16 protein-coding genes and 1 pseudogene are annotated in these 24,500 nt (G+C 55.3%); 13 read left to right on the top strand and 4 right to left on the bottom strand.

Going from position 1 to position 24,500, the window contains the following annotated elements:
* Positions 1-20: 20 nt before the first annotated feature.
* The 5 genes from F1379_RS27830 to F1379_RS27810 all read left to right on the top strand — a co-directional run bounded on the left by F1379_RS27830 (position 21) and on the right by F1379_RS27810 (position 6,238).
* Positions 21-1,622: an HAD hydrolase-like protein gene (locus F1379_RS27830; protein WP_162551303.1), complete on the top strand. Its 1,602-nt coding sequence runs from the start codon at positions 21-23 to the stop codon at positions 1,620-1,622.
* 6 nt (positions 1,623-1,628) lie between these two features.
* A complete protein-coding gene (locus F1379_RS27825; RefSeq protein ID WP_150275729.1) occupies positions 1,629-2,459 on the top strand; it encodes a GNAT family N-acetyltransferase in 831 nt (276 codons plus the stop codon).
* A 675-nt stretch (positions 2,460-3,134) separates the two neighbouring features.
* On the top strand, positions 3,135-4,319 hold the full coding sequence (locus tag F1379_RS27820) for a helix-turn-helix domain-containing protein (RefSeq protein ID WP_150275728.1): 1,185 nt from the start codon (positions 3,135-3,137) through the stop codon (positions 4,317-4,319).
* A 63-nt stretch (positions 4,320-4,382) separates the two neighbouring features.
* Positions 4,383-5,429, top strand: a complete 1,047-nt coding sequence (locus F1379_RS27815) for an ABC transporter substrate-binding protein (RefSeq protein ID WP_150275727.1) — start codon at positions 4,383-4,385, stop codon at positions 5,427-5,429.
* Positions 5,426-6,238 carry an alpha/beta hydrolase gene (locus F1379_RS27810; RefSeq protein ID WP_150275726.1) on the top strand — a complete coding sequence of 271 codons (813 nt, stop codon included), beginning with the start codon at positions 5,426-5,428 and terminating at the stop codon, positions 6,236-6,238. The genes F1379_RS27815 and F1379_RS27810 overlap by 4 nt, the downstream gene beginning before the upstream one ends.
* Positions 6,239-6,399: 161 nt before the next feature.
* On the opposite strand, the gene F1379_RS27805 is transcribed toward F1379_RS27810, so the two are convergent.
* Entirely contained in the window at positions 6,400-6,828 is a 429-nt protein-coding gene (locus F1379_RS27805; protein ID WP_150275725.1) for a PH domain-containing protein, read from the bottom strand.
* A 322-nt stretch (positions 6,829-7,150) separates the two neighbouring features.
* Here F1379_RS27805 and F1379_RS27800 point away from each other — a divergent pair, with 322 nt between their 5' ends.
* From F1379_RS27800 to F1379_RS30120, 4 genes are all read left to right on the top strand, one after another.
* Entirely contained in the window at positions 7,151-8,740 is a 1,590-nt protein-coding gene (locus tag F1379_RS27800) for a methyl-accepting chemotaxis protein (RefSeq protein ID WP_150275724.1), read from the top strand.
* Between the two features lie 24 nt (positions 8,741-8,764).
* A complete protein-coding gene (locus tag F1379_RS27795) occupies positions 8,765-9,190 on the top strand; it encodes a chemotaxis protein CheW (protein ID WP_150275723.1) in 426 nt (141 codons plus the stop codon).
* An 18-nt stretch (positions 9,191-9,208) separates the two neighbouring features.
* Positions 9,209-11,194 (top strand): chemotaxis protein CheA, encoded by a 1,986-nt coding sequence (locus tag F1379_RS27790; RefSeq protein ID WP_150275722.1) that lies wholly within the window; start codon positions 9,209-9,211, stop codon positions 11,192-11,194.
* Between the two features lie 124 nt (positions 11,195-11,318).
* Positions 11,319-11,489 (top strand): hypothetical protein, encoded by a 171-nt coding sequence (locus tag F1379_RS30120; RefSeq protein WP_203457189.1) that lies wholly within the window; start codon positions 11,319-11,321, stop codon positions 11,487-11,489.
* A gap of 88 nt (positions 11,490-11,577) precedes the next feature.
* On the opposite strand, the gene F1379_RS27785 is transcribed toward F1379_RS30120, so the two are convergent.
* Positions 11,578-11,940 (bottom strand): hypothetical protein, encoded by a 363-nt coding sequence (locus tag F1379_RS27785; protein WP_150275721.1) that lies wholly within the window; start codon positions 11,938-11,940, stop codon positions 11,578-11,580.
* Between the two features lie 245 nt (positions 11,941-12,185).
* On the opposite strand from F1379_RS27785, the gene F1379_RS27780 reads away from it, so the two are divergent.
* A complete protein-coding gene (locus F1379_RS27780; protein ID WP_203457188.1) occupies positions 12,186-12,722 on the top strand; it encodes a hypothetical protein in 537 nt (178 codons plus the stop codon).
* Between the two features lie 174 nt (positions 12,723-12,896).
* Here F1379_RS27780 and F1379_RS30480 read toward each other — a convergent pair whose 3' ends face one another.
* Together F1379_RS30480 and F1379_RS27770 are read right to left on the bottom strand one after the other, a co-directional pair.
* Entirely contained in the window at positions 12,897-13,025 is a 129-nt protein-coding gene (locus tag F1379_RS30480) for a hypothetical protein (RefSeq protein WP_239004844.1), read from the bottom strand.
* Between the two features lie 29 nt (positions 13,026-13,054).
* Complete coding sequence (locus F1379_RS27770) at positions 13,055-13,414, bottom strand: sigma-70 RNA polymerase sigma factor region 4 domain-containing protein (RefSeq protein ID WP_150275719.1); 360 nt, start codon at positions 13,412-13,414, stop codon at positions 13,055-13,057.
* A 352-nt stretch (positions 13,415-13,766) separates the two neighbouring features.
* Between F1379_RS27770 and F1379_RS27765 the strand changes: the two genes are divergently transcribed.
* The 3 genes and pseudogenes from F1379_RS27765 to F1379_RS27755 all read left to right on the top strand — a co-directional run.
* Positions 13,767-21,332 (top strand): HYR domain-containing protein, encoded by a 7,566-nt coding sequence (locus F1379_RS27765; protein WP_150275718.1) that lies wholly within the window; start codon positions 13,767-13,769, stop codon positions 21,330-21,332.
* A gap of 89 nt (positions 21,333-21,421) precedes the next feature.
* Positions 21,422-21,688, top strand: a complete 267-nt coding sequence (locus F1379_RS27760; RefSeq protein ID WP_150275717.1) for a hemolysin XhlA — start codon at positions 21,422-21,424, stop codon at positions 21,686-21,688.
* Between the two features lie 257 nt (positions 21,689-21,945).
* Positions 21,946-24,500, top strand: a pseudogene (locus tag F1379_RS27755) (HNH endonuclease); the annotation flags it as partial.

Genomic DNA, 24,500 nt, shown 5'->3' with positions numbered 1-24,500 from the left:
TGAAAGCAGGTGAAGCAACAATGTCAAGATTGCTTGCCGTCTTTGATTTGGACGGCACTCTGTTTCAGACACAGACCGTGGATATTGCCGCTATCACCCAGGCGCTCGCAAAGTGCGGCTGCCCGCCGCTTGCGCCGCAAGAGATAACCGGCTTGTTTGGGTTGCCTTTTGCGGAAATCTGCGCACAAGTGCTGCCGGGAGGTCAACCCGGGCTGATCGAACAGTTCACACAGAATGTCATCCGTCATGAACTGGAGGAAATTCCCCGGGCCGGATGCTTATACCCCGGTGTGCTCGAATCGCTGCAGGCGCTGCAGGCACTGGAGATCGACATGTGCATCTGCACGAACGGCAGTGAACAATATGTGCAGGCTATCGCGGACAAGTTTGGTCTCCATTCCTTGTTTGCCGAGATCAGCTATAACAGCAGCCCGCTCAGCAAATCGGAGCGCGTTGCAGCCCTGAAGCAGAAATATAATCCCGATACCCTGGTTATGGTGGGTGACCGCAGCAGCGATATAGCGGCGGCACGGGATAACGGCGGAGTTGCCGTCGGCGTCTCCTACGGATTCGGAGGTGAGGAAATGTCCGCTGCCGACTATATCGCTGACGTCTTCCCGGAAGTGGAGACGATCCTGCGCAAGCTGGCAGCTCCGTTATCCATGGAGAGAGTGGAGCCGAACGGCTTCTTCACCTTGCGGCAAGCCGCCGAAGGCGTATGGGCGGCTATTGTCATTCCGGGCAGCGGAGCGCTCGGCAATGCCGCGATTATTGACCTCGGCGATAGCGCAGCCGTAGTGGATACATTCAGTCTGCCCGAAGCGGCCCGGCTTCTGCGGGAGGCCGCCGAGCTACTGACGGGGAATCCGGTCAAGTATGTCATCAACACCCATTATCACGGTGACCATCATTACGGCAACCAGGAGTTTACAGACAGCCTGATCCTATCAACTGAGGGGACACGAAATATACTGACCCGGGAGCAGGCGCCTGTCCCCGGGGTATGGCAAAAGGGACTGCAGCTGCAAATCTCTGCCTTCCGGCAGGTCAAGGCAGCCGCTGGTGACCCGCTGGTCCGCGCGGCTCTTGCCGATGAGATTTCCGACAAGAGTGCACTGCTCGCCGCCGTTCCCCGAATTCGGCGAGTGACCGCTGCACTCACCTTTACAGATGAGCTGCGCCTCCACGGCGCTTCCCGTTCGCTCCGGGTGTTCTCTTACGGCGGCGGCCATACGGAAAGCGATGCGATGGTATACATAGAGGATGTTAAAGTGCTGGTAACCGGCGATCTGGTGCTGAACCGGACTCATCCGGCGATGCAGACTGGCTGTCCGGAGGCTTGGCTCGGAATACTGACGCGCATCAGCAGTGAAATTGACTTTGAACGGCTGATTCCCGGACACGGGGAAATTGGCGGCAGGCATCATTTACGCGAAATGAGCGGTTATTTGACCGGTATCCTGCAGTATGCCAAGAAGGCCGCGGCGACACAGGACAGTGTGGAGGCATGGCTTGCCAAAGGCGTACCTGCGCCTTACGACACCTGGAAGATGTCGCATATATTTGAATGGAATTTCCGCTGGTTGTTCGAACGTTTCGGTAATCATACGAAGGAGGAATAGGAAGCCATGATTGAACTGGACAGTAAGGAATTCGGCAAGGTGCTGCCGCTGCTTGAACGGATGAAGATCAATACGCTGTTCGCGGAGGCGATTCTGGCGGGGAAGGTCCCCGGCAAAGTTTACGTGGACCGTACCGCGCAGCCGCAAGCCTATTATGTAGCCCATCCCTACGGGATGTCGCTGCTGTTCGGTGAGCCGGAGAATGAGGCGTTTAAGCAGTGGCTTTACGATTATACGGGCAATCTCTCCGGGACCCGGGAACAGGTGGAATGGCTGCAGGCCGATCCGGACAGCGGATGGACCGCCGTAATGGAGACAATGGTGAAGGAGCATAATACCCGTTCGGCAGACAAAGAGCCGGGGAACGACGGGACTATACAGTGCAATACCAGAGTTAATTTCCGGTTCAGCCGGGAGGCTTATCTGGAGGCTAAATCGCGCTTCCGGTGGCCGGAAGCAGAGATTGTCCCGACGGATGCGGAGCTGTTCCGTACCACGGAAGGCGGCGTGGTTCCGCGCTATTTCTGGCGCGATGCGGCACATTTTGCTTCTGCGGGTGCCGGCTTCTCGTTGCTGGCAGGCGGGGAAATCGCTTCTACTGCGTTCTCATCCTGCCGCACGGAGCGGCAGCTGGAGATCGGCATCGAGACGGGGGAAGTCTACCGGGGGAAGGGATACGCTTTTGCCGTATGCTCCGCAATGATTGATTACTGCCTGGAGCATGAGCTGGAGCCGGTATGGGCTTGCCGTCTGGAGAATCAGGGCTCCTATGTGCTGGCACAGAAGCTGGGGTTTGTACCGGCGGTGACATTGCCGTATTACCGTTTGCCGGTCTGACCGATCTCACCGATGTATGCAGCCGATCATTCCTGGTGCTTGGCATTGACCTGGTACACTTTTATCGTAGGGGTCCTTTGAACTGTACGAGACGAATTTGAAATGTTAGCCTGATACTTTATTCAGTGTTCCAACATCCGCATCCTGAATGACGCAACTTTTCTTCACTATGGAGCGCCCGGTTATTCCCGTGAATCGTGTTTATGCGCGTAACCGGGCGACAAACTATACAGTACTGGTCACTGGTCGAGCGTTCCTAATCGTAGGCGAAAGACCGACCACAATGTGCTGGTGCGAGGGTAAAGTGGCCCAATGTAGGCGAAAAACCGACCACAATGTGCTGGTGCGAGGGTAAAGTGACCAAATATGTACGAAAAACTGACCACAATGTGCTGGTGCGAGGCTAAACGGGCCCAATGTAGGCGAATAATCGACCACAATGTGCTATAGCGAGGATATATGAAACGCAATGGTTGCCCAGGGTACTCGGTTTCTTTAAGCGCTGCCGGTTGGCTTCAAGAGGCCAGTCAATTCGGACTATTTAAACTATTGATATACAGAGGCAAAGGAACGCTATGGGGCGTTCCTTTTTTGTTGAAACATTCTAAGATAATGATTATCATTATCATATGTTTAAAGCAACTATAAAACTATACCAAAGAGGGGGCGGAGCACTTGGGTCAGGAGCTACGGGCGAATCGGGACAAGCCTGTGAGGAGCGGGAAGCTCCCTATTGATGATATTCGTGAATACATGGCACGCCATTACGACCAGCAGCTTTCAATCCGGGAGCTGGCGGAGATGGCCGGGCTAAGCCAAAATTATTTCGGCGAGCTGTTTAAGAGAAACTATGGACTGAGTCCCATGGACTATCTCACCGGCCTGCGGCTGAGCAAGGCCAAGCAATATCTTCAGGAATCGGGGCATTTGCTGCGGGAAATTGCCCATAAAGTGGGATACAGCGATGAGTTCTACTTCAGCCGGAAATTCAAGAAAGCATTCGGGATGCCGCCATCTGCGTTCAGCGGACGGCAGAAACGGCGGATCGCAGCCGGGTCTGCAGCCATGATGGGCCAGCTGCTGGCTCTTGACATTATCCCTGTGGCTGCGCCGATGGACCCGAAATGGACCTTCTATTATTATAATCAGTACTATTCGCGGATTGAGACGCATCTGCGGGTGGACCTGATGAATCAGGCGGGGGAGTGCGACAAGCTGATCCGCGCGCAGGCCGATGCAATTATCGGGGATGAAGCGATGTCGGCAGAATGGCGTGAGGCGCTGCAACGGAATGCCGCCCCGCTGTACATTCCCCGCGAGCAGGAGCGCTGGGATGACCAGCTGCTGGAGATTGCCGGCTTTCTGGGGCGAGAGGCAGAGGCCGACCGGTGGATTGCCGGCTATACCGAGCGGTCGCTGCAGGCCGGAACTCAGGTGGCTGCCGCCTGCGGCCCGGTACCGACGCTGGTGGTGAGGCTCTCCCGGAATGAACTGCATGCCTACTGCAACAGGGGAATCCGGGAGGTGCTCTTCGGCACACTTGGACTTCAGCCTGTGTATCGCGGCAGCGGTGAAATCTATAATGAGCGGATTTCATTAGAGGAGCTGGCACAGCTTAATCCGCAGCATCTGCTGCTCCTGATCTGTCCCGATGCTGTTACAAGGCTGGAATGGCTTGCCCTGCAGCACCGGGACAGCTGGCGTTCTCTTAGCGCCGTACAGGCCGGAGCGGTGGATCTGTTGCCCTCAGACCCCTGGTTCGAATATTCGGCAACCGCGCTGGAACGGATGCTGGACGAGGCAAGACTGATTTTTGCTGGGAAATGTCCAAACCGCCAGCAGGGTGCCGTCCATGGCTAAGGCATACAGCTATCCGCTATAATCTCCAGTAATGAGAATGGTTATCATTAAGGGGGATTTTTTATGAAACAAATCAAGGATTTAAAGACCCGACTGCCGAGAAAGGTCCTGATATTTGCCGTGCTGCTGCCGGCGCTGCTGGCTGGCTGCGGGAACCATTTCGCAAGCGATGCCGCAGGCAGTAATGGCGCCAATGCCGGGGCTGCTCCGGCAGCCGCCGAATCAGCAGCACCGTCACCTGCACAGACCGCAGCACCGGCGGCATCGCCGGCTGCGGCATATCCGCTTGTGGTAACGGATGAGCTGGGCCATGAGGTCAAGCTGGAAGCTCCGCCGGAGCGGGTCTTCGCCCCGTATATGGAGGATTCGCTGGTGGTGCTTGGCGTGAAGCCGGCCGGCCAGTGGGCCAACAACGGGCAAGGCCAGACATACCTGCAGGATCAGCTGGCCGATGTGCCGCTGGTGGACTTCACGAGCGGTCTGCCTTCACCGGAGGTGGTTATGGCGCTGCAGCCGGATCTGATTATTCTGCATAATGCTTATTATGCGGAGAACGGCGTGTACGAGCAGTATTCACAGATTGCCCCGACCTATGTGTTCAAGCAGGCGGCGGGTGATTTGGACCACTCGGTGACGGTGCTGGGCGAGCTGCTGGGCAAGCAGGATGCCGCAGCACAGGGGCTGGCAGATTACCGCAGCAAAGTGGATGCAGCCCGATCGGAGCTGGCGCCGCATATGGCAGGCAAGAAGGCGCTGATCATCCGCTTCAACTCGCGCGGAATGTTCCTCATGGGCGGCGTTTACGGCGGATTTGTGCTGGCGGAGGAGCTGGGCATTGCGAAGAGCGACCTGGTCGCCACTGAGAACAGTGTGGACTTATCGCTGGAGGTGCTGCCGCAGATTGATGCCGATTATATTTTCCTGGCCAATGATTCGATGAACAGCGGCGAGACCTTTGTCAAGGAATTGAAGGAAAGCGCCCTCTGGAAGAGCATTCCCGCAGTGAAGGCCGGGCAAGTCTATGAGGTCGATGACCGCTATTGGCTGGGCGGCGGGCTGGTGGCTTACGGCAAAGTCATCGACGATGTACTGGAGATTCTGGTGCCATGAGTACAAATATGAAGCATGCTTACCCGCATGCCGGCTGTGAAGAGCATATCCTGTTCGCAGGAGAAAGCGGGCTTGAATACCGCATACTCGTCTCATCCCCCGGAGGGGAAGCCCCGCCGGAAGGCTATCCGGTCATCTATGCCGTAGACGGTCACGCCTTATTCCATACGCTGGCCGAGTCGGCCCGGCTGCAGACGCGCAAGCCGCATGGCTATGATCCCGCAGTCATCGTCGGTATCGGCTATCCATCGGGTGAGCCCTTCGATATGGTCCGCCGCTGCAATGACTTTACGATTCCGGTCGGTGTAGAGACGCTTCCGAAGCGCCCGGACGGCAGCCAGTGGCCGGAGCATGGCGGAGCGGACCGCTTCCTGGACGTGCTGGAGCAGGAGATTATGCCGCTGATCGGCGATATGTTCCCGGTAGACCGTAACCGGCAGGCGCTGTTCGGGCATTCGCTCGGCGGCCTGCTGGTCCTGCACACCCTGTTTACCCGCCCTCAGCTCTTTACGCATTATGCCGCAGGCAGTCCGTCGGTATGGTGGGGCGAGTATGCTGTGCTGGAAGAACTTACGCACTTTACGCGAATGTTCCCTGCGCTCGGCCTTACGCGCAGGCTGCTGATTACCATCGGCGCGGAGGAGCTGGAGCATATGGTCGCCGATGCGGAGCTGCTGCCGGATAAGCTCGCGCCGCTGGCCTCCTCGGGACTGGCCGTCGCAATGGCTAAATTCCCGGAGGAAGGACATGTCAGCGTGCTTCCGGCGGCGCTCAGCCGGCTGCTGCGTTTTGCGCTGGAACAGCCCTGAACATACTCTGCAGCAAACAAGCCCCGGATTCCACCATTTAGTGGAGTCCGGGGCTCTTCTGTATCCTTATCTTTATCACAGAAACGGTTCAGATCCAGTTCGGGGACGATTAGCCTTTTCTGTCTGATCATACCGTGAATTGTACGCTTACACAGCCCGCATCAGCCGTTCAAGCGTTTCAGATTGTCGGTGGTAATGCTGATCAGGGCGCTATACAGCGGCTGGACATTAAATTTCTTGCCGAATTCGAATTTGTAGGCGGCAGTCTGTACATTGTTCGTCTTGTGGTACGGAGAGACGATATAGTGGAGGGTAAGCTCGCAATCGTCAAAGCCGGTGCCGCCCGTCTCCATCGTAACCTCAAAGATCGAATTCAGATGGATGGAGGCTACGCGGGTCTTCTTGCCGGTGACCCCCTGGTGGTCTATCAGAATCAAGCGGTCATCCGTAATAATAAAAGTGTCGCGGACGAGCTTAAAGCCCATGCGGATCTGTTCGTCAGCCGCCAGATATCCACCATATTGGCTCGTTAATTCTGGAATGGTTACCTCTGAATAGTTACCGAGCAATCCGCCAAACAGGTTAGCCATATTATTCCCTCCTGTGTTTTGCACTCCGGCGAGCATTATATTCGCCTGCTGTATCAACTTCTCTACAGCATCACGATTTCCCTTCTCACGGTTCACCAGCATCTGCAAAAAGTGATAAATATTAAGTAATCATTGATTGAAAAATCAAGCTGTAGAGCCGATTGGCTGAAAATGTAATCTTAATATTTGATTTTTCCATTTTTAAGCTATTCAAAATTAAGCGGATTATGTCGAAATATATCACAGCTCTACCGGAATTGGGGAACATGCGCAGTCTCTCCCGGATGGAGTAAACAGATTTGCATCTCAGGGGGAATACGGCATGAAGTGGTTTATGAACATGAAGACAGCAACAAAAATTGTCTCCGCATTTATGGCAGTGGCCATCATCCTTGCAGGCTTCGGGGTTTATTCATTGACAACGCTGCGGAGCATGAACAGCAACATGGATGAAATGTATGACAACAATCTGATTTCGGTACGCGAGCTTTCCGCTGCACAGATTAACTATCAGAAGATGAATGCTTCTTTACGGGATATCAGCACCGCGGCGAGCAGCGCGGCAGTCACCCGATATATGGAGGACATCGCCGCTGCCCGGGATGCGTTCGACCAGAAAGTGGACACTTACCGCCCGCTGGCGACAACGGAGCGGGAACAGACACTTTTGCAAAATCTGGATTCGCATTACAAGGCTTATATACAATTGTTCGATCAGGCTGTTGCTGTAGTGCAATCGGGCGGTTCGCTTGGAACCGGCAATTTTGATGCTACCGCTATCAGAGAGCTTGGACTTAATGTATCACAAAGCCTCAGCGATTTGATCGACTCGAACTCCGATCTGGCGGAACAGACAAATAATAATGCCAAGGAAACGTACGACCTGTCGCTGATTGTTACGGTAAGCGTGGTGGTGCTGGCGATCGTCGTCAGCCTGTTGATCGGTTATATCATTGCCCGTTCCATCTCGCGGCCGCTTCAGCAGATGGCCGGTCTCGCTGCGGAAGTGGCAAATGGCAATCTGACACAGAAGACGGATATCTCCGGGACCAATGAGGTCGGACAGCTGGCAGCTGCGCTGAACCGGATGGTCGACAACCTAAAGTCGCTGGTGAACGGAATTACGCTTAATTCGCAAAGTGTAGCCGCTTCCTCCGAGGAAATCTCGGCCAGCACCCAGGAAATTTCCAGCACAAGCACGAGCCAGTCGGCTGCGGCCAGCAGCATTACCGAACTCTTCCGTGAGCTGTCGCTGGCGATCAATTCGGTGGCGGCCAGCGCCGAAGAAGCAGCCGAGCTGTCCAATGATACGGTCCGCACCGCCCGCGAAGGCGGCGGAGTCGTAGAAGCCTCACTGAAGGGCATGCAGGCGGTCAATGTGAAGATGACCCAGCTTGAAGACGATTCCCGCAAAATCGGCGATATTATCGAAGTCATCGACGATATTGCCGAGCAGACCAACCTGCTCGCGCTGAACGCAGCCATTGAGGCTGCCCGCGCCGGTGAGCAGGGACGCGGCTTCGCCGTCGTTGCCGATGAGGTCCGCAAGCTGGCAGAGCGCAGCGGAGAGGCGACCAAAGAAATTACCGGCATTATCAAGGCCATGCAGGATAACACCAAGCAGAGTGTCCGGGCCGTTGCCGAGAGCGTCGAGCAGTCTGCGATGACAAGCCAGGCGTTCGAGCAGATCATCGGGATGGTTAACCATTCGGCGATGAAGGTCAATGAAATTGCGGCCGCCTGCGAGGAAGAGTCTGCCCAGGCTGCTGAGGTCATGAACTCGGTAGAAGCGATCTCCGCTTCCAGCGAGGAGTCTGCCGCTGCGGCGGAAGAGACGGCTGCGGCCTGTCAATCGCTGGCCCAGCTTTCTGAAGAGCTGGCTAACTCCGCCGCTGCCTTCAAAACCCACTAATCCCACGGACGGAAGGTGTAGAGCATGGCTTCGCCGCAAAAAGATCAGTATATAGAATTGGCCGTAGGCGCAGAAATCTGCGCCATTCCCATAGAAGAAATTCATGAAATTATTAAGATGCTCAGCATCACGGATATTCCTTTTAGCCGCAGTGAGGTTAAGGGTGTGGTGAATTTGCGGGGCAAGGTGGTGTGTGTACTCAGCCTGCGCCATATGCTGGGAATGCCCGATGAGCCCTATACCCGGGAGAGCCGGATCATCGTTGTACGGTACCGTGAGGAATTTGTGGGCCTGATTGTCGACAAGGTGATCAAGGTGACGTCTTACGGCGAGCTCCATCCTGTGTCCGCGTCGCTTGGACGCCTCAGGGAAGGCGTGTTCCAGGGGATCGGACAGCAGGGGGAGCAGCTCGTGGGTATTTTGAAGCTTGAGGAATTACTGGGCGGTTAGGAAGGGAGCGAGAGAAGAATGGAACTGTCTGCCTACCGCGATATTTTTATCGAGGAATTGAACGATCAGCTGGAACGGATGGATCAGTCGCTACTGGCGCTGGAGCGCGAGGGTTCGGCGGAGATCATTCAAACGCTATTCCGTGCGGCGCATACGATCAAGGGCTCGGCGGCAACGATGGGCTTCCGCGAAATGAGCGACCTTACCCATGAAGTGGAATATGTGCTGGAGCGGATGCGGGACAAGAAGCTGGAGATCAGCGGTCAGCTGATTGACATGCTGTTCCGGGCGCTGGATGCCATGAAGACGCTGCGCAGCCAATATATCAGCGGCTCTGTCCATGAGGATTGCAGTGCCGTGGTCGCGGAGATCAGGGGGCATCTGCATAAACCGGTTAAGAAGCCGATCCGGTTGCCTGAGCTGACCGCCGCCGAAATACTGCAGGCGGAAGCAGCCGCTGCTTCCGGGCAGCAGCTTCTGGCGGTACAAGTGAGATTGAAGGAAGACTGCCTGATGAAGGCGGCGCGTTATTTCATGCTGCAGCAGCGGCTGGAGGATTTGTGCGGCGGTGCTGTGATTGCCTCTTCACTGGCGGGACAGCCAGTGGACGGTGACGAGGATGCCCGCTATAGCAGCTTTGCCTTCATTATTGCCGCTGCCCAGGCACTGGACTGGTTACAGAGCCAATTGGCCGGGGACTCCGATGTTGAGAGTGCGGAGCTGGCATTGTTCACGCTTACTGCGGGAAGAGCTGCTGACAATCACATTCCGGAGCTGGTGAGTGCGCCTCCCAGTGGCCCGGCTGCCGAAGAGCGGCCCAAGGCAAGCTCCGGCCAGCCTACCGTCCGCATTCATGTAGAGCGGCTGGACCAACTGATGAATCTCGTCGGTGAACTGCTGATCGACCAGACTTCCCTGGCTGATCTGCATGCAACCGGTCAACGCAGCGATCCGGCGGGAATTCTGCACAAGATCGGCAGCGTCTCCGATCATATGGGCAGGGTCATCAAGGAGCTGCAGGAGGGGGTCATGAAGACGCGCATGCTGCCGATCGACCAGCTGTTCAGCCGTTTCCCGCGTTTGGTCAGGGATTTGGCCCACAAGCTCGGCAAGGACATTGAGCTGGTGCTTCAGGGCGGAGAGACGGAGCTGGACCGGATGATTATTGAGGAGCTGGGTGATCCGCTGATCCATTTGATCCGCAACAGCGCCGATCATGGAATTGAGAGCCCGGAGGCTCGGCTGGCGGCTGGAAAGCCGGCAGCGGGCTGCATCACCTTAACCTCCTTCCATGAAGAGAACAACGTTGTCATTACATTGCAGGATGATGGACAAGGAATCGACCCGGACAAAATCAAAGCCTCCGCGGTGGCCAAAGGACTAATCTCCGAGGAACAGGCGGCGCTCCTGCCGCAGCAGGATATCATCCGGCTCATCTTCGAGCCGGGCTTCTCAACGGCCGCCCAGGTGAGCGAGGTCTCCGGCCGCGGAGTCGGGATGGACATTGTCCGCAGCCAGATTGGCAGACTGAACGGCATTATCGATATCGCGACGGAAGCTGGCTCGGGCACTACCTTTACCATCCGGCTGCCGCTGACGCTGGCCATTATCAAGGGCTTGCTGATGAAGGTGTCCGGGCGGGTAATGATTCTGCCGATGTACAACATTGCGGAGATTGTGCGGATTGTGCCGGACGACATCCAGACGGTACAAGGTGAGCAGGTGATCATTAACCATGGACGGATCGTGCCGTTCTCCTGGCTGCACAGCAAGCTGCATTACCAGCGTACCGAGCGCATGTCGAAGACCATTCCCGTGGTCATAGTCCGCTCCGTGGACAAAATGGCCGCCTTTGCGGTAGATGAGATCATCGGCAATCAGGAAGTGGTCATCAAGACCCTGAGCAGTTATCTGGGAACGATGAGTCATTTGTCGGGGGCGACGATTCTCGGCAACGGACAGGTGGCGATGATCCTGGACGCTTCATATTTGGTAAGCCATTAACAAGATAGGGGCGCTTCTTCAGTCCGGCAGGGCGGAGGAGCGTCTTTTTTTGTGATTAGCAGGGTATGGAACAGCAACTGATGGAGATAAATAGGGGATAACAAGCGCAGAAAGGAGGGCTTACGTGGAGATATCCTTGAGTTCGGATGAAGTGATTTCACGAATCAAGCAGCTGCAGTCGGGTGGCGGCCTGAATAAGAAGTCGGTCAAAAAAAGTGACCCGGAGCTGATGCGCAGCGCCTTGTATTATTTCCCCAGCTGGGAGCATGCCGTGAGAAATGCCGAGCTGCTGTAAAAAGACACAGCAAAAAAACCGGGAGGGCTGGAATATCTGCAGCCGCTGTCCCGGTTTTGTTTTTTTTGTGCCGAAATTCACATGTTCATTATTCCCGGTCTTCCTTGGGCAAAAGCTTCTGCTGCTCAATGGCCTTCTGGTTTAAAGACAGCGCGTCTTGATAAGCGTTAATCTTGAGCTGCAGATTCCGTAGAATTTCCAGCTGGATTTCATTAATCCGCGTTTCATCGCAAAAAGCCGAGCACGACAGGAAGCCGTCGGCATAGGATTTGGTTTCTTCGACAATCGTGTTCAGTTTCTCTTTATAGATTCGCTTGACGGGTCCGCTTTCCGGCTTGATTTCATAATACCGGTTGGTCTCCAGGAGAAGCTTCCAGTGGGTTACCGAAAGGTCAAATTCATCCTTTTCAATAGCGGCGGAAACTTTTACTATTTTAATATGACTGTTCATGTTGATCTCCCTCTCCTATAAACCTATGTTGTTAATAGGATTAATTCATGGACTAAGAGATTATATCATGCAAATGAATCAATTAACACTGAAATATATGGTAAAGTAAGTCTATCGAACTAGGTACAAGTGCTTGTTTTTCATATTTTTTTAGCAAAGTCAATGATATAGGTAACACAAATGTGCAAATTCCAATAATTTTGTAATTTCAGGAGTTTACAGTGAGCGAGAAAGGGGAGCCAGCAATGAGCGATCGGGCAGTGTATTTATATCATTATTATGAAAGTAGCAGAGGTCCATTCCGGAATCTATCGGAGCTTGATCCGGGGGAGGCGTCACAGGTGCTGGAGAGTATCCGGCAGGGCGGGGAGGTTATGGCAGCGCGTAGGCCGGAAGGATATATGGAACGGAGACGGGAGCTCGAGACAATGGCCCGCAGCCTGTTCATAGCCAAAGGCGGCAAGCCGCAGCGGACGGTGCCCCATTATATGGTGGTCGGTGCCTGTGAGTGGCTCGGCAGCTGGTACAAAGAGCCGGCTTCCGTCCGGAAGCGTATATCCGACTTTCCTCCGGATACGCTGTCTTTTACTTATGGAGACATGTTTCCTACGTTCAGCCCAAGGGTGCAGGATCTGCGTGAATATCGCGGCCAACTGTATACATATAAGGAAATTTTACAGCTCATCGACAAATATGGCCTTCCGCAGGAATGGAACAAGGATGGGTCCAAAGGTCCGGAACGTTACATAGAAGTACAGGTGTGGGCGGACGTGAAGGTCTGAATGAATAGACGGCCTATGAACAATAGGAAAGGCATCCCGGTTGCCGTTTTGATGGAGGGGATGCCTGTTTCATTTGTAATGTTTGTGGTTAAAAGTAAAGTGGTTCGTGTAAACTCAGTTAATAATAGAAATCTATAAGTGCAACAGTTACATTTGTATTCTTGTTCCGGGCATTTATAAATTTTGATGGACGATGTTGATCAATTCGGTTTTTAACGTCTGGATGGCTTCCTCTCTGGGAAGCATAATGAACCTGGACAGGTATTCGATTTCCCCCGAGAACAGCGTGATAATATCCTCCATGGAATTCATATCCCCGCTCTGCGCTTTCTTCACAGTTTCAGTGAAGTGTCCAGTTGTTCCTTCAATATGTCCAATCCCTTGCGTTTCCATTTGCTTACCCCCTGTTGAGTCATGTGTAACTCGCGAGCGACCTCTTTCTCGGCCAGGCCGTCAATAACGGTCCGTTTGATAATGTAACGGCATTTCTCCCACGGGATTTTCTGCAGCATTTCATCCACGAACAATTCCGATATGACCATGCTCTCAAAGCTTGCGTCATACACCTGACTGTCATAAATGGGGCGGCTCTCCCGGAGCTGCTGAATACGGGTCTTGTACTGTATCCTCCAGGCTGAGCGTTTCAAAAGTCTTCTGCAGGTCTCCACTAGTTCCTCATCACAGGTCATCATTTCAAATCCCCCATGTTCCCAAATTCTAATTGCTTAACACTTCCCTACTAGTTGTCTTCTCATATAACAAGGAAACAATTCCATAGTTTACACAACCAATACAGACATAAATTGACACCTTTGATATGAAACTTCTTAAAGTTGTAAAGATAATACTTTGGATTCCATATATTATGCGAAAAATACCCGGCTATTGTCGAAGGCAGGCCCGGTGTAACCGGTGAAATTCGAAATTTTTGTTAACCGGCGGATGCAGTTGTAAAATGCTGCGTTTTCTTCCCTTTTTGAGTGAAGGGAGCCGGCAGCCCGCGTTCAAGCTGCCGGCTACACTAAAAAGGTTAGGGGATGCATAATGAAACAGTCGAAGAAGACAACGGAACAGCTGAGGCAAAAAAGAACTGGTTTACTCGTCAAATGGCTCTGTTTGCTGGTGTTAGTTATGGTGCTCGCTCCCGGGGTGGTGCTAGGCTCCGAGAATCCGGGAACGGCCAGGCTGCTTGAGCAGGGCGCAAGCGCAGTGGCAGATGCCGTCTATGAGCCGGAGCCGGGGGAGGAAGCGGCCAGGGGAACGGTCAGCGGCTCCGTATATGCCGATCCGGATTTCGAATCCGTCTATGAATCCGTATACGGTTCGGTATATGGCGACGACACACTGGGTGTCGTGCTTCATCATGGCCCGTTCCTGGTCGGCAAGAATGCGATGAGCACTGCCTTGAGTGCGGTTGAAGGAACCCTGAAGGCGGAATCGCCGGTGCTGCAGCAGATCAAACTGGATCAGGCCTCTACGGTCGTTCCCGGCGGCCGCGGCTTCATGCTTCCACAGCGGGTGAGCGTCAAGGACCTTGCAGGCAATCCGCTATCAGGCATTCCCGTAACCTTCCAGGTTACGGAAGACAGCGTAGTGACCGCTGTTATGCGGGGCCTGAACAGCAGCGGTGTTACCGTGCTGACCGATGCCAACGGCTATGCCTCTGCGGCGAATACGTACACCGCTTACGTCGGTGAGGGCTTCCAGCTCTACTCCAGGACCATGGGCGTTATCCGGACACTGGACGTCACAGCCAGTGTCGCCGGCTTGCCCCCGGTGACCTTCAAGGTCGAAGTGGGAACGGTCGGCTCGAATCTGCTGGATACGACGCCGCCGACAATCAGTGCGAGTGCGGTTACCGACAATAATGAGCCCTATATTGCCGGGACCTGGACCAATCGTACCGTAAAGGTGCATTACACTGCGGCCGATACGTTATCGGGCATTAAATCGCTGACTCCTGATCAGACGTTCTCCGCCGAAGGTGCAGGCCAGAGCGCAACCGGCAAAGCGGTGGACAGTGCAGCGGCAAGCGATAATGATCCCAAGCATGTTTCGACGATTACGTTTGGCCCGATCCATATCGACAAAAGTGCACCCGTAACGGCGGCGTCGCTGTCAAACGGTCAGCCGGAAGGCTGGAACCGTGAGAAGGTAACGCTGAGCTTCTTGTCGGAGGATCATCTCTCGGGTGTGGATTCCATCTACTATAAGCTCGGTGATCAGGAGGCGGTCAAGGTTGCCGGTAACACGGCCGAAACGCAGCTGGATACCGAAGGCAAAATCATTGTCAGCTATTGGGCGGTCGATAAGACCGGGAATGCGGAAGCTGCCCGTACGCTGACTGTGCAGATCGACAAGACCGGACCGGTCATGTCAGGGCTGCTCAGCCCAGAGCCGAATGCGGCCGGCTGGAACAGCAGCAATGTGACGGTCCTGCTCCAGGCAACGGATGGAAGCTCCGGCGTGAAGGAGCTCCACTACATTCTGGGCTCAAGCGCAGAGAAGGTGATTCAGGGAGCAGAGACATCGTTCGAGGTTACGGCGGAAGGTGTGATCCCGCTTACCTATTGGGCGGTGGATGCAGCCGGTAACGAGACGCCGGCCAAGCGGACGGAGATCAGGATCGACAAGACGATTCCGGTGCTTTCAGTACCGCAGGACATCACCGTAGAGGCTGCGGCAGTCCGTACGCCTGTTGCCATTGGCCAGGCTACTGTACAGGATGTGTCCATACCGGATGTCGTAATTACGAACGACGCGCCGGCCGATTATCCAATCGGCGTAACCACCGTTAAATGGACGGCTGTCGATCCGGTTGGCCTCAAGTCCTCACAGGTACAGAAGATAACGGTGAAGGATACTACGAGGCCTGTGCTTACCGTGCAGGGCGATGTAGTGGTGGAAGCTACGGCAGAGCTGACGCCTGTTGTGTTAAGCGGCGCATCGGCAACCGATATTTTCCCGGTCATTGTGCAGAACAATGCGCCGAAGACGTTTCCGGTCGGCACGACCGAGGTGATCTGGACGGCTACGGATGCGAACGGCAATGAAATTACCGCGAAGCAAAATGTAATTATCGTTGACCGGACGAAGCCGCAGCTGAATGCACCGGCCGATATTACCACTGAAGCAGCAGCGAGACGGACTGCGGTTGATATTGGAAAGGCTACGGCCAGCGATATTTTCAAGGTTACGGTAACGAATAATGCACCTGCGGACTATCCGGTCGGAACCACGAAGGTGGTCTGGAAAGCGGAGGATGCTAACGGAAATGTCACGCTGGCGGAGCAGATCGTTACAATCACCGATACCACCAAACCTGAGCTGACCATCCCGCAGGACATTACTGTGGAAGCGACGGCGAAACGGATGCAGCTGGATATCGGCAAGGGCTCGGCCAAGGATATCTTCGAGGTTCTCTTGTCGAACAATGCGCTGGCAGATTATCCGGTCGGCACGACCGAGGTGGTCTGGACGGCCAAGGATGAGAATGGCAATGTGACACACAAAGTGCAAAAGATTACGGTTACAGACAAGACCGCACCGGTACTTGCCGTGCCGGACAATAAAACTGTAGAAGCTACGGGTATTGAGACACCTGTGGATTTAGGCGCAGCGCAGGCTACAGATATTTTCAAGGTTACGGTAACCCATAACGCGCCGAAAGCTTTTGGCGTAGGAATTACGGTAGTCACCTGGACGGCAACGGATGAACATGACAATATCACAACCGGCAAACAGGAAATCAATGTGGTGGACACCACGGCACCGCTGGTTACCTTGCCCGGGGATCGAAAGGCAGAAGCAACCGGGGTCCGCACTCCTGTTGAACTCGGCAAGCCGGTCATTTCGGAAATTTTCCCGGTGACGGTGGCGAATGATGCCCCGGCGGATTATCCGCTTGGCGAGACGGTGGTACATTGGACGATCACGGATGCAAACGGCAATACGACCGAGGGTACGCAAAAGGTTCAGGTTGTCGATACCACGAATCCGCTGCTCGAAGCGCCGGGAGATGTAACTGTGGAAGCTACAGCCGTGCGCTCGATCGTAGCTCTTGGGCAGGCGAAGGCCACGGATCTGTTCGAAGTCAAGCTTACGAACGATGCTCCGCAGGATTTCCCCGTAGGACTTACTGAAGTGAAGTGGATGGCGAAGGATGCCAGCGGTAATGTGGCTATCGATATCCAGAAGGTTACGGTGACCGATACGACGGATCCGCAGCTTGAGGTGCCTGCGGCAGCCAAGGCAGAAGCGACCGGAGACCGGACCAAGGTGGAGATCGGGCAGGCTACGGCCACGGATATCTTCCCGGTGAAGGTAACCAGCGATGCACCAGCGGATTATCCGGTCGGCATTACGACGGTCACCTGGACCGCAACGGATGCGAACGGCAGAACGTCGACAGGCAAGCAGGAAGTGAAGGTCACCGACAGCACCGCTCCGGTTCTGCAGGTGCCCGGCGATATCCGTAAGGAAGCAACGGCGGTGAATACACCGGTCGATATCGGCAAAGCGACAGCTACCGACCTCTTCGCGGTGACCATCACCAGCAATGCCCCGGCAGCGTATACGCTCGGCAACACCTTTGTCACCTGGAAGGCGGTGGATAAGCATGGCAATATCACCACCGGCACCCAAACGATTACGATAGTCGATACGACCGCGCCTGTTATTGTGCCTCCGGCGGAATTGAAGCTGGAAGCCAGTGCAAAGGAAACTCCGGTAGAATTGAAGGCTCCGGCAGTATCGGATATCTTCCATATTGCGGAGATCAGCCATAACGCCCCGGCCGCTTTCCCGCTTGGGACAACGCCGGTAACCTGGAGGGTCAAGGATGAGAACGGCAACCTCTCCTCTGTGGTACAGAAGGTTACGATCACGGATACGACACGGCCAGAGCTCAAGATACCGGGGGATATTTCGGTAGAAGCATCGGCAGTACAGACACCCGTGGCGATCGGGCAAGCAGCAGGGACGGATATCTTTGCCGTAACCGTTACCTCGGACGCGCCTGCGGATTATCCGCTAGGCACAACTGAAGTCACCTGGACAGCCAAGGATTCAAGCGGCAATGTGACAACGGCGGTTCAGAAAATTACGGTAGTGGATACAACATTACCGGAATTAGAGGTACCTTCCGATATTGCGGTTGAGGCAACGGCGGTGCGGACGCCGGTGGACATCGGGAAGGCCCAGGGAAGCGATATATTTCCGGTAACCCTTACCTCGAACGCGCCGGCGGATTATCCGCTGGGCATCACTGAAGTGATCTGGACCGTCAAGGATACCCGTGGCAATACGCAGACGGCTGTGCAGAAAATCAAGGTGACGGATACCACGAAGCCAATGCTGGCTACACCTGCTGACCTGACGCTGGAAGCGACGGCTGTCATTACGCCTGTGAAATTGAAGGTTCCGGCTCCGCAGGATATCTTCCCTGTAGTTGTCGGCACGGATGCGCCGGGCTACATCGGTATTGAACCGCTGGTTGGCGGAGAAGAAATCACTGCACATCTTCCTCTAGGACGGACAGTGATTCATTGGAAGGCCACAGATTTCAGCGGCAATGAAGTAACGGTTGTACAGAATATTACGGTGAAAGATACGATAAAACCCGACTTGAAGGCGCCTGCTGACATTACGGTCGAAGCTTCAGCGGTGCAGACAGCTGTAAATATCGGCCTGGCGGAAGCGACAGATATCTTCCCTGTAACCGTTACATCGGATGCACCGGCGGATTATCCGCTGGGTACAACAGAAGTTATCTGGACAGCCAAGGATGCGAACGGTAACGAAACAACAGCCAAGCAATTGGTTACGGTGGTCGATACGACCAAGCCCGGCATCCAAATCCCTGAAGACATTCATGCTGAAGCATCGGCAGTGCGGACTCCGGTAGAGATCGGGGTAGCGAAAGGATCAGATATCTTCCCGGTGACCGTTACTTCCAATGCACCGGCGGATTATCCGCTCGGCACCACTGAAGTGCTCTGGACCGTTAAGGATACCAGCGGCAACGTAACCACGGCGGTGCAGAAGATTACGGTGGAGGACTCTACCAAGCCGGCGATGTCATTCAAGGGCTCACTGGCGATCGAGCTGGAAGCGACAGGCTTAGAGACCCCGGTGGAGCTGGAAGTGCCGGCAATTGCCGATATCTTCCCGGTAGTTCTTACTACAAACGCTCCTGGATTCGATCCGCAGAGTCCAATTACAGAAGAAGGCCATATTACAGCCCGTTTTGCATTGGGCATAACCAAAGTCATCTGGACAGCTGTGGATAGCAGCGGCAATGAAATTACGGGTATTGTGACCGTGAACATCAAGGATACGACCAAGCCGGTCTTAAAAGTACCTGCAGATATTCTGCTGGAAGCGACGGCTTTGAAGACGCCGGTCGAGATCGGGACAGCCACAGCGACGGATATCTATCCGGTGACCGTGACCTCGAATGCCCCGGAAGCGTATGAGCTGGGCATCACGAAGGTCCTGTGGACCGCGACGGATGCGAACGGCAATACCATTACCGGAGAGCAAAAAATTGAGGTAGTCGACAAGACGAAGCCGGTGCTGCAGCTGCCGGAAGACAAGACGGTGGAGGCTACGGCCTTAAAGACACCGGTGGAGATCGGGACAGCCACAGCGACGGATATCTATCCGGTGACCGTGACCTCGAATGCCCCGGAAGCGTATGAGCTGGGTACAACTACGGTCCAGTGGACCGCGACGGATGCGAACGGCAATACCATTACCGGAGAGCAAAAAATTGAGGTAGTCGACAAGACGAAGCCGGTGCTAACGCTGCCGGAGGACAAGACGGTGGAAGCTACGGCTTTGAAGACGCCGGTGGAGATCGGGACAGCCACAGCGACGGATATCTATCCGGTGAACGTGACTTCGAATGCTCCGGAAGCGTATGAGCTGGGCACTACAACGGTCCTGTGGACCGCGACGGATGCGAACGGAAATACCATTACCGGAGAGCAAAAGATTACAGTCACGGACAATACGAAGCCGGTGCTGACGCTGCCGGAAGACAAGACGGTGGAAGCTACGTCGTTGAAGACGCCGGTGGAGACCGGGACAGCCACAGCGACGGATATCTATCCGGTGAATGTAACTTCGAATGCTCCGGAAGCGTATGAGCTGGGCACCACGACGGTCCTATGGACCGCGACGGATGCTAACGGCAATACCATTACTGGTGAGCAAAAGATTACAGTAACCGACAAGACGAAGCCGGTGCTGAAGCTACCGGAGGACAAGACGGTGGAAGCTACGGCGTTGAAGACGCCGGTCGTGATCGGAACAGCCACAGCGACCGATATCTATCCGGTGAATGTAACATCGAATGCTCCAGAAGCGTATGAGCTGGGTACAACCACGGTCCTGTGGACCGCGACGGATGCCAATGGCAACACGATTACTGGTGAGCAAAAGATTACAGTAACCGACAAGACGAAGCCGGTGCTGAAGCTGCCGGAGGACAAGACGGTGGAAGCTACGGCGTTGAAGACGCCGGTCGTGATCGGAACAGCCACAGCGACCGATATCTATCCGGTGAATGTAACATCGAATGCTCCAGAAGCGTATGAGCTGGGTACAACAACGGTCCTGTGGACCGCGACGGATGCCAATGGCAACACGATTACTGGTGAACAAAAAATTACGGTTACCGACAAGACGAAGCCGGTGCTGAAGCTGCCGGAAGACAAGACGGTGGAAGCTACGGCGTTGAAGACGCCGGTCGTGATTGGAACAGCCACAGCCACGGATATCTATCCGGTAACCGTGAGCTCGAATGCTCCAGAAGCGTATGAGCTGGGCACAACAACGGTCCTGTGGACCGCGACGGATGCCAACGGCAACACGGTCACTGGTGAACAGAAAATTACGGTAGTAGATAAGACGAAGCCAGTGCTGAAGATTCCTGCGGATATCTCTGTCATAGCTACTGGCGCAAAGACGCCGGTGAATATCGGCCAGGCAACCGCCACGGATATTTTCGGATTTAAGATAACGAATAATGCCCCTTCGGACGGCTTCCCGGTCGGCAAAACACCGGTTACCTGGACCGTTACAGATGTGAACGGCAATACTGCGACGGCCGTGCAATATGTCACCGTCACCCAAATGATCAAGGTGCAATCGTACAACAGTACCCGGTCGGCAACCACTAACGTTATTGGACCGCGGATCTCCATCGAGAATTCGGGAAGCAGCGATATCCAGCTCTCGAATGTGAAGATCCGGTATTACTACACGATTGACGGAGAGAGAAACCAGGGCTATCTGTTTGACTACGCCCGTGTGTCCGGTTCCTCAAGCTCCCGCAGCGTTCTGTCGCATGTGTCAGGCAGCTTCCAGAAGACTGCAGGCAAGACGGGCAGCGATTATTATCTGGAGATCAGCTTCGGCAGCGGGGCAGGAACGCTCAAGGCGGGAGAAAAGCTGCAGATCCAAAGCACCTTCTGGAAGACCGGTCTGTCATCTTATATGCAAACGAACGATTATTCCTTCAATGCTACAGCTACAGATTACACGGATACCAATAAAATAACCGTATACGCCTCCGGAAATCTGGTAGCAGGCATTGAACCTTAAGCATTACGGCATTATATCCGGACGTCCAGCCAAGATGGGCGGCGTCCGGAGCTTCATCAAAACCAGCTCTACTTCCGGGGGAACTTGATATGGCAGACGACATGAATGAGATACTGCAGCGGCTAACCCGCGTCGAGACCAAGCTAGATATTATGAACACCGCGCGGGATATTGCCCTTGAAGCCATGCAGAGCAGCAAATCCGCACATCTGCGGATGGATGAGATACGGGATGAGCTGTCCAGGCTGAAGGCCCGTCAGGGAGAGAATCAGCGCTGGCTGGCCGGTACGGTCATCAGCAGCGCCGGACTGTTCATTGCGGCAGCCGGATTGCTGTTGAAAATGATGGTCGGGTAGCGCAGCAATTTAAAAAGGAAAGAAACGATCAAACAGACTTGACACGAATATCGGCGTCACCGATCGACCAGTGAATTGCCTAAGTGCCAGGAAACTTGAATTGTAACGATCACAATACTTATCAGCAACGTGCGGCCGCCTTGGGCGGCTTTTTTATGTTACTCCATTATATGTAAAAGTTTCCTTCTCAGGCTGTGAAAAGTCCCCCTAATTTTACTTAATCTATAGAGTGCATCTTGGCATAAGGGGGATACGATTTGCAGACCAACGCTAGTGTAGGCAAAGAGAAGGATAAAGCTCCCGCCCGGCAGATTCTATATCATAAGCCGCTGGAGCCGGTGAAGCCGGCAGCTGTGCGCGGTCCGGACCCGGTGGAGGTGCTGCGCCGGGCCCGGCGCAATCCGGAGTCATTGACGAAGGAAGAGCTAGCCCTGCTGCAGCGGGCTATTGGACGGCGGGCAGCCGCAGAAGTGCTGGGACAGCTGTCCGCTGACCGGGCGAAGGAGCAGGGAAACAAGGCAGAAGCTTCAACTGCAGGAGAGCCGGCAGGCAAGACGCCGGTTACCGAGAAGGAGCGTGGTAATGCCGTTCTCGCCCAGGTGCCGGAGGAGAAGGAAGAGATACCTGCCCAGGTGCAGGAGGAGAAGGAAAAGATGCCTGTCCAGGTGCAGCAAACACAGGCAGCTATAAAACAGCCGGCTTCCGGAGCAGCAGCGGAAGAATCTAAGCTTGCCGAAGACGGCGATAAGCAGCTGGCTGCTGCCAAGGCCCCTGCCAAAGGGCTGGTGAAGACCAGCCCGCAGGGACAGGGGGCCAAGCAGGAGAAGCCGCAAGCGGAGGCGGTAGCTGATGGCGAACGTCAGGCGCAGGCGGAAGGTGAACGGCAAGCGGAGGCGGCTGAGCCTACAGGCGATAAGGCGAAGCCAAAGGAAAGCCGGGAGACGCCCCCAGCAGAAGCGGGCAAGCCTGAACCCGGCGGGGAACAGGGCGAAGCCAAGCCGGCCAAAGCCAAGCCGAAGGAAGAGAAGGCCGGCGGGGAGAAAGAGGCGGGTGCCGCCAAGGAGCCGTCGCTTGGCGATCTGCTTGGCGGAATGGCCGGGGAGAAAGAAGCGCCGGCCAAGGCCAAGAAGATAAACATCCGCGCCGAGGACCCGGGACAGATTCTGGAGCAGCTGTCCAAGGTGCCGCCGACCCAGATGGGCGAAGCCTATGCGCAGGCCGCTCAGGCTTCGGGTGAGGCGATGTCGAAGCAGGCGCGTAAGGCGCAGCAGGGCTTGCCCGCTGTTCCTGTGCCGACAGGGCTGAAGGGCCGGGCCTTGAAGGCCCGGAAGAAGCAGGCGGCGCCGGTGCACAAAGCCGCAGCAGGCTTCAAGAGCGAACGCTCCGGCGGTTCAGCTGCGGCGGGCTTGCCCGCCGGCATGAATATCCGCTCCGGCGGCTCCGGGGACAACCCCGAGGCCATTCTGGGCGAGATCCGCGCGGCCTCCGGCCAGCGGGCAGCCATCCGCATGGACGGGGAGGCCGATCCTAATCAGCTGGCCGGATTTAACCAGGAGGCTGGGCAGGAGGTAGCTGCCGCGAAGCAGGCCGAGCAGCAGCAGATCGGTGTTCCGTTCGGGGAGGAAGACATTTATCCCGAACCGGACAGCGGACGCCTGAAGTCCGCCAAGGCGCTGAAGGGAAGCGCTGCGCCGTCAGGCAAAGCCGTTCCTGCACTGGAGCTGCCGGGCGGTATGGCAGCGAATATGAACAAGGCATTGGCCCCGGAAATGAACAAGCGGTTTGGCGAGAAGCAGGCCGAATACGGCGCGGAGAAACAGAAGTATGACGACAAGGTCCAGCTCTCCAGGAGCGAAAGCGATACGCAAATCCGCCAGGCCGAGCAGGAGGCGGAGGATCAGCAGACCAAGGAGCAGTCCGGCGCCAAAGCGGAGGTTAACAAGCTAAGGGGCGAATGGCGGAGCGAGCTGGATGCAGCCGAAGGGGATTATAAGCAGCAAGCCGGGGCAGCGGTTCAGCAGAAGAAGGGTGAAATTGAGCAGGTCCGCACGGAGAAGGAGCGCGAAGCGCAGAAGAAGCAGTCAGAGGCGGAGCAGGAAGCTACAGTCGCCTACAGCAAGGCCAAAAAGGACGCCGACGGCAAAAAGAAGGAAGAGGAGGAAAAAGAGAAAAAGAAGAAGGGCGGTGTGCTCGGCTGGATCAAGGATAAATTCGAAGCGGTTGTGGAGCTGGTCAAAAAGGCGGTCAACTTTATTTTTGACAATCTGCGCAAGGCTGTGAAGTTCATCTTCGAGAAAGCCAAACAGGCGGTTATCGGCCTCATTGAGCTCGGCCGCAAGCTGATTACCGGACTGATCAAAGGGCTGGGTACCCTGCTGAAGAAGCTCGTCAACGTCGTCTTCGCGAAATTTCCGGGGATTGCCAAGCGAATCTGTGCCCGCATCGACAGTGTGGTCGACAAGGCCGTGAAGCTGGTCAACCAGATTGCCAAGAAGCTCAAGGCCAAAGCGGCGCAGGCGCTGGACTTCCTCGCTTCCAAGGTCGATCAGGCGCTCGGTGCGCTGCAGAAATTCTATACGAAGCTGATCTCGGCTCTGGGTTCCATCCTCATCAGCGTATTCCTCGATGTCATGGAGCGGATCGGCGCACTCGGCAAGGCGGCCAAACGCTCGTTCAGCCATCTGGAGGGCAAGATGTGGGAATATCTGCTCGGTGTAGATATTTCGAAGCCGCTGGGTGAAATGGCGGAAGGAGAAGCGGCGGCGGAGCAGACGGCTGCGGCGGACGCCGGAGAAGCCGGGAAGCTGTCGGC

The sequence above is a fragment of the Paenibacillus tepidiphilus genome, from assembly GCF_008635795.1.
GTDB lineage: Bacteria > Bacillota > Bacilli > Paenibacillales > Paenibacillaceae > Paenibacillus_AQ > Paenibacillus_AQ tepidiphilus.
This window is presented reverse-complemented; position numbering and strand designations above follow the sequence as displayed.

Excerpts from the sequence above, each read along its gene's own strand:
- F1379_RS27830 (WP_162551303.1), top strand. The coding sequence starts at position 21 with ATGTCAAGATTGCTTGCCGTCTTTGATTTGGACGGCACTCTGTTTCAG.
- F1379_RS27825 (WP_150275729.1), top strand. The coding sequence starts at position 1,629 with ATGATTGAACTGGACAGTAAGGAATTCGGCAAGGTGCTGCCGCTGCTT.
- F1379_RS27815 (WP_150275727.1), top strand. The coding sequence starts at position 4,383 with ATGAAACAAATCAAGGATTTAAAGACCCGACTGCCGAGAAAGGTCCTG.
- F1379_RS27810 (WP_150275726.1), top strand. The coding sequence starts at position 5,426 with ATGAGTACAAATATGAAGCATGCTTACCCGCATGCCGGCTGTGAAGAG.
- F1379_RS27805 (WP_150275725.1), bottom strand. The coding sequence starts at position 6,828 with ATGGCTAACCTGTTTGGCGGATTGCTCGGTAACTATTCAGAGGTAACC.
- F1379_RS27800 (WP_150275724.1), top strand. The coding sequence starts at position 7,151 with ATGAAGTGGTTTATGAACATGAAGACAGCAACAAAAATTGTCTCCGCA.
- F1379_RS27795 (WP_150275723.1), top strand. The coding sequence starts at position 8,765 with ATGGCTTCGCCGCAAAAAGATCAGTATATAGAATTGGCCGTAGGCGCA.
- F1379_RS27790 (WP_150275722.1), top strand. The coding sequence starts at position 9,209 with ATGGAACTGTCTGCCTACCGCGATATTTTTATCGAGGAATTGAACGAT.
- F1379_RS27785 (WP_150275721.1), bottom strand. The coding sequence starts at position 11,940 with ATGAACAGTCATATTAAAATAGTAAAAGTTTCCGCCGCTATTGAAAAG.
- F1379_RS27780 (WP_203457188.1), top strand. The coding sequence starts at position 12,186 with ATGAGCGATCGGGCAGTGTATTTATATCATTATTATGAAAGTAGCAGA.
- F1379_RS30480 (WP_239004844.1), bottom strand. The coding sequence starts at position 13,025 with ATGGAGGATATTATCACGCTGTTCTCGGGGGAAATCGAATACCTGTCC.
- F1379_RS27770 (WP_150275719.1), bottom strand. The coding sequence starts at position 13,414 with ATGATGACCTGTGATGAGGAACTAGTGGAGACCTGCAGAAGACTTTTG.
- F1379_RS27765 (WP_150275718.1), top strand. The coding sequence starts at position 13,767 with ATGAAACAGTCGAAGAAGACAACGGAACAGCTGAGGCAAAAAAGAACT.
- F1379_RS27760 (WP_150275717.1), top strand. The coding sequence starts at position 21,422 with ATGGCAGACGACATGAATGAGATACTGCAGCGGCTAACCCGCGTCGAG.